Origin of the sequence: uncultured Caballeronia sp. (genome assembly GCF_964243625.1) — a bacterium.
Lineage (GTDB): Bacteria > Pseudomonadota > Gammaproteobacteria > Burkholderiales > Burkholderiaceae > Caballeronia.
This window is the reverse complement of record NZ_CAXTGZ010000636.1, coordinates 1-3448: the sequence shown is the minus strand read 5'-3', so window position 1 is coordinate 3448 and position 3448 is coordinate 1. Positions and strand designations below refer to the sequence as shown.

At 53.0% G+C, this 3448-nt stretch carries 4 protein-coding genes; 1 reads left to right on the top strand and 3 read right to left on the bottom strand.

Features of this window, described 5'->3' with window-relative positions:
- Together ACFFAR_RS28435 and ACFFAR_RS28430 are read right to left on the bottom strand one after the other, a co-directional pair.
- On the bottom strand, window positions 1-437 hold a 437-nt coding region (locus ACFFAR_RS28435; RefSeq protein ID WP_375508932.1), incomplete at its 3' end, for a toprim domain-containing protein.
- Window positions 438-1260: 823 nt separating this feature from the next.
- A complete protein-coding gene (locus ACFFAR_RS28430) occupies window positions 1261-1560 on the bottom strand; it encodes a hypothetical protein (RefSeq protein WP_375508931.1) in 300 nt (99 codons plus the stop codon).
- 397 nt (window positions 1561-1957) lie between these two features.
- Here ACFFAR_RS28430 and mnmH point away from each other — a divergent pair, with 397 nt between their 5' ends.
- Window positions 1958-3016, top strand: a complete 1059-nt coding sequence (gene mnmH / locus ACFFAR_RS28425) for a tRNA 2-selenouridine(34) synthase MnmH (RefSeq protein ID WP_375508930.1) — start codon at window positions 1958-1960, stop codon at window positions 3014-3016.
- Here the strand turns inward: mnmH and ACFFAR_RS28420 are convergent.
- Window positions 2942-3448: fatty acid desaturase (locus tag ACFFAR_RS28420; RefSeq protein ID WP_375508929.1), on the bottom strand; the 507-nt coding region annotated here is incomplete at its 5' end. The genes mnmH and ACFFAR_RS28420 overlap by 75 nt on opposite strands.

Sequence of the window (3448 nt, the reverse complement as noted above, 5' to 3'; positions counted from 1 at the left end):
ACCTTGGCTGCGTTGTAATCATTGACCAGCAGCCGTAGCACGGGCTTGGTGTTACCGAGATAGATCAGAACCTCATCCACCAGAAGCTGGCCTTCTTCATCAGGGTCGCCCAGATGCACGACCTGATCGACCTCCGACAATAGTTTTTTAACCGCGCGAACGTTGCGCTCCAAATCACCACGTGGAGCCATTAACCAGTCAGTCGGCACGATCGGAAGGTCTTGATAACGCCAAATCTTGGAACCGTTTTTGGTACGTGGTACGTCGTCAGGAAGATATTCATCTGGCATCGCCGGTTCGAGTGCGTGACCGGCGAGCGGCACGAACGCATCGTCACCGATATAGGTCACCACACCGTCACGACGGGACGTGCCTGGCAAGACTGCCACCACGGCTCGAACAAGACTTGACTTCTCGCCAACGAACAATCGTCGCATCTTTTTAGCCTATTAGCAGTACTAATGGAGTATGGAACAACCTGAAAATGAACAATGTAATGCTAAGGTTCTTCAACCCTGACAACGTGATTCAAATGCCGTTGACGGCTTTGTTCAGTGATTACCGCCTCCGCCATCACCATGTGTTCCTGCATCGGTTTGCGAGCGATCGGATTGGCCTTGAGAAAGGAACTGCTGGGCGGACGTAGCCGGGTCGTAAGGAGTCGTCGTTGAGCCCTGACCATAAAATTCTGTGGTTGATGTCTTTCCGTTGACGCCCCACCAAACCCTTGTGAACAAAGCGTTATCGATGGTGACGTTGATGGCGCCCCGTGCACCGCAAGTCAAGGTGCTTTGATCCGGCGGCCCCCAATAGAGTAAATTTGGGCTGCAATAGTTTGGGCCGGCGCCGACGTTTTGGGCAGCGGTCCCCTGCCCAGCCCAAAGCGCACTAGCCGGAAGCTGCGACTTTACGTCGGGAGGCAAATCAGCGGCGCTGCTGTTGAGATCGCAAGTAGGAAAAGGCTTTCCGTGCTCAAGCGCGTCCCACAGCTTTTCAATGGGAGGCTTGCATGCGGCCTCTGCTTCTGGGCCTCGTGGGTCTGCTAGGCATAACAGAACTTGGCAGCCCCAGGCGTCTGCGAACGCATGGGAGGGCGTCGTGAGAGCAGGAATGACGCCGCAGATGAAGATGAGAGGTTGATATCGGCCGTTTTTCAAGGGACGAGCTTTCCCACCTATAATGGAGTTAGCCATTTGGGTCTCGACAATTCCGGTCATGGTTAGGTTGATGCCGGTGTTAGTAGCACCGACATCAACCGCTTTAGCTTTTGTGGACTTCTTTCGTGGTCTCTTTGCGAAGGAGGACGTGCACTTGGCTGACACGCGGGCAAGTCTCCTTGATGAACTCGACGGCAATATCAAGGCGCTTCCAGAGCTTCGTGCGTCCCAGCGCGGTTTGGACGACGTAGATCTTTGACTCGCTAGGTATCTTCACATTCATCAGCCACCATCCGTCACGCTCGTCATCCCCTAATTTTTCGGCTGTCTCAACCAAGAACACTTCGTATTCCGGTTGGGCTCCGTCAAGGACAGCGAGATCTCTCTTGGTCAAAGTCAACATTTCATTCCTTGCTGTCGTTCGAACAGCAAGGAGTAATGCCACGAGAGTTCTCAGTTTTCCACCTTTCGGTCCTACATTCTCATGAATAGCATAAATCATTTAACGTTTGATACGATTCATGAAACATGAGAACACGATTGTCGGATTGATTCAACTGATTTAACCTTTACGCGTGTATCAATCTGTAACATGCCCGGGGGCAGTGGTGAAAGACGAGACGTCGCTGCGTCCGTACGCCATGGAATCCCAGCGTTCGAATCGGGGGCAGCGTAACGCGCATCAAATGCTAAAGTGGTCCCGGCGTGCGTTGAACACATGGTAGCTCGACTGCCGTTAGTAACGGTGCGGGTCCGTTTAGTATTGACTTAATTACGTTGCTATGGTGGTGGGACCAACTATGTATGACCTGGAGACACTGAAGACTTTCGATTTGATCATCGACGCCCGAAGCCCGCGGGAGTTTAAGGAGGATCACGTACCGGGAGCAATCAATCTTCCTGTGGTGTTCGATGACGAATATGCTGAGGTTGGAACGACCCATCGAACCAATCCAATGCGCGCGTACCAAATCGGGGTCGCTTATTCACTCAGGAATATTGCTAGGCATTTGGAGCTTCCGTTTTTCCGAACTAGCAAGCGTGCCACGATCCTTGTCTATTGCTTTCGCGGCGGCAAGCGCAGCAAGCTGTGGACAGACGCTCTGGAGACAATTGGCTACAAGGTCCAACGACTGCCGACAGGGTGGAAGGGGTACCGGAATTGGGTAAGAGCGACCCTCGAAGATGTTCCGACCAGGTTGCGCTTCAATGTTCTTTCGGGGCCGACCGGATGCGGAAAGACGCGATTGCTTCATGCGCTGCGTCAAGCCGGGGCGCAAATACTCGATCTCGAGGCGCTAGCCTCGCACCGTGGCTCTATCATCGGCGGCATCCCTGGGCATCCTCAACCCAGTCAAAAGTATTTCGACACGCTTTTGTTGGAAGAGATAAGCCGACTCGATTCTGCCAAACCTGTTTGGATCGAAAGCGAAAGCAAGAAAATCGGCCAAGTGCAACTTCCTACTTCATTGTTCGAGGCGATGCATCATTCACGTCTATTCACGGTGCACACATCAATGGCAGAGCGCGTCTCGATGTGGCATCGAGAATATCCGCACTTCGGAAAAGATCCGGTCGCCCTGGTTGAAAAGCTGAGCTATCTCAAACCACTGGTCGGTGGTACTACGGTAACAACTTGGAAGGAGCTGGCTGAACGGGGCGATATCGACGCGCTTTTCGAGAGCATTATGGTTGACCATTACGATCCTGCGTACGCCCGATCCACCAACAAGAACTACGGCAAGTTGGGAAAGGTCACTGACATTTACCTGGATACCCTGGAATCAACTTACCTCGCCGGGGTAGCGGCGAAGCTGATCTTGGAGACCGACATGCTGCCTGCGCCGTCGCTTGGATAGCACTCGGACGCGTCTGTCCATCACTGAGAACCATAGTGGAGGCACGAGACTTAGCCAGAGCATGTGAAAGTAGCCACCAGGTAGCGTGGCAATTGTTGGAGCGAGCTGCGAGTAGGGCGTATTTCCGTCGTCGTGGTGGATCCCGTGGTATCCGTTGTTGACGAGCAGGCAATTTGATAACCAGAAATCAACGTCCCAGGAATGAACGGCGTCGCTTTGATTCTGGTAAGCAAAACCGTAGTGCTGCATATATCCGACGGTTTCAACGATAAAGGCGCTGATTAACGCGTATCCGAGCATGAATATCACCACCTGCCACGCACCCAGAACGAGCGGGGCCATTAAAAGCAGCAGCATGGCAAAGAAATGCACCACCAAACGGCGAGGGACGGTCCGACTTTTGTAGGAAGAGGGATCGAGTGATGCCTTCAG

Excerpts from the sequence above, each read along its gene's own strand:
- ACFFAR_RS28430 (WP_375508931.1), bottom strand. The coding sequence starts at position 1,560 with ATGTTGACTTTGACCAAGAGAGATCTCGCTGTCCTTGACGGAGCCCAA.
- mnmH (WP_375508930.1), top strand. The coding sequence starts at position 1,958 with ATGTATGACCTGGAGACACTGAAGACTTTCGATTTGATCATCGACGCC.